The following is a 1,568-nucleotide window of genomic DNA, read 5'->3' on the forward strand; positions in this document are numbered from 1 at the left end:
GGGTGATTTCCATTATAAAAAACATACTTTAATAACTACAGTTTGACGACCGTTAAGTAACATGAATAAATTTTTTTTTAAAATTAAACACCGTTAAGTAACATGAATAAATTTTATATCTATGTAGAGTCGTACAAACAGGGTTGAAATTTTCATGAACTAATTATTTTTAAATCGCAATAATTTATCAATCCTTCCCAAAATAGCAGTTTGTGGGGCTTCTTATTTAGTTTTTTTAAAATTCACTATTTCTTTTATCTTGTATCAAAATCGACTTTAATTTTTATGGGGTAGTGTTAGAAAATTGCGATTACGGTGCTAAGTAAATAATTTTCTTGCTCCCCTTATCGATGTTGGCTAAAAAGCAGTTAACGAAGGTGACGGCTCGTGTTGGACTGGTTCTTGATATTACGGGATCGATGAGACCGCTCTACAAAAACGGGACGGTTCAAAATGTGGTGGAGCGGATTTTGGCAGTGGCTGATCAGTTTGATGATAACGGTTTGCTGGATGTATGGGTGTATGATAATGAATTTTCCCGATTAAAGCCAGTTTCAGAAAAGGATTTTTCGGGCTATGTCGATCGTGAAATTTTAAATAATGATCGCTTGCATAAATTCGGCAGAAATGATGAGCCGCCAGTCATGAAGGACGTGCTGCGCAAATATATTGCGGAGGAACCGAGCTCGTATCCTGCTTTCATTGTTTTTATCAATGACGGGGGCTGTAAAAAGTCAATCAAACCGATAATTGAAGCTTCTTCTGATAAACCGGTGTTCTGGCAGTTTGTCGGCATCGGAAACGGAAACTTTGATTTTCTCAATAAACTGGATACGTTAGAAGGGCGTGTCATTGATAACACGAACTTCCTGCATATCGAAGAGATTGACCGCATTTCTGATGATGAGCTTTATGATGCTCTGCTTGCTGAATTTCCATTTTGGCTAAAAGAAGCGAAGGAAAAAGGGATTGTAAGAGAACAAGAGCCTCCTGCTGAAAAGCCGAAAAAGAAGGGCTTTTTCAGCAGATTGTTTTCGAAATAACTGATAAAGCACTGAGTCATTCTGCGAAATGGCTCGGTGTTTTTGTTTTTTTAAGATCATGTGAAGAAAAATAGTTCGAATGGGCGGCTTGCAAACGACAGGATATGCAGAAAACGCGTCATTCAGCCAGATTTCGGCATGTTTCAGCGGCAGTCTTGTGAGGGAAGAACTGTTTTTGATGTTCAACGCTTACAATCGGTTCACACTTCTTCACAGTCGTTTAACAATGATTTCCTATAATGGAGACGATCAATGAGGAGAGAGGGGATCTTGAATGGCATACTACGACAGTCGTTTTGATGAATGGGTACAGAAACTGAAAGAGGAAAGCTTTCAAAACAATACGTTTGACCGCCGCAAATTTATTCAAGGAGCGGGGAAGATTGCAGGACTTTCTCTTGGATTAACGATTACCCAGTCGGTTGGGGCCTTTGAAGTAAATGCTGCGCCTAAATTCTCAAGCTATCCGTTTACATTAGGGGTAGCGTCAGGTGATCCGCTTTCTGACAGTGTCGTGCTTTGGAC

General features: G+C 39.5%; 2 protein-coding genes and 1 pseudogene. All 3 read left to right on the top strand.

What is annotated here, in order from left to right; translation table 11 throughout:
- Window positions 1-350: 350 nt before the first annotated feature.
- The gene (locus ACWHAR_RS20860; protein WP_242304505.1) at window positions 351-1,043 is read left to right on the top strand and encodes a vWA domain-containing protein; all 693 of its coding nucleotides are present in this window, start codon (window positions 351-353) and stop codon (window positions 1,041-1,043) included.
- Window positions 1,044-1,122: 79 nt separating this feature from the next.
- A complete protein-coding gene (locus ACWHAR_RS20865; RefSeq protein ID WP_041053096.1) occupies window positions 1,123-1,299 on the top strand; it encodes a hypothetical protein in 177 nt (58 codons plus the stop codon).
- A gap of 18 nt (window positions 1,300-1,317) precedes the next feature.
- Window positions 1,318-1,568 (top strand): annotated as a pseudogene (locus tag ACWHAR_RS20870) (alkaline phosphatase); the annotation flags it as partial.

This window comes from Bacillus sp. LR--39 (genome assembly GCF_053613335.1).

Coding starts and splice junctions, on each gene's coding strand:
- ACWHAR_RS20865 (WP_041053096.1), top strand. CDS start 1,123: ATGGGCGGCTTGCAAACGACAGGATATGCAGAAAACGCGTCATTCAGC.
- ACWHAR_RS20860 (WP_242304505.1), top strand. CDS start 351: ATGTTGGCTAAAAAGCAGTTAACGAAGGTGACGGCTCGTGTTGGACTG.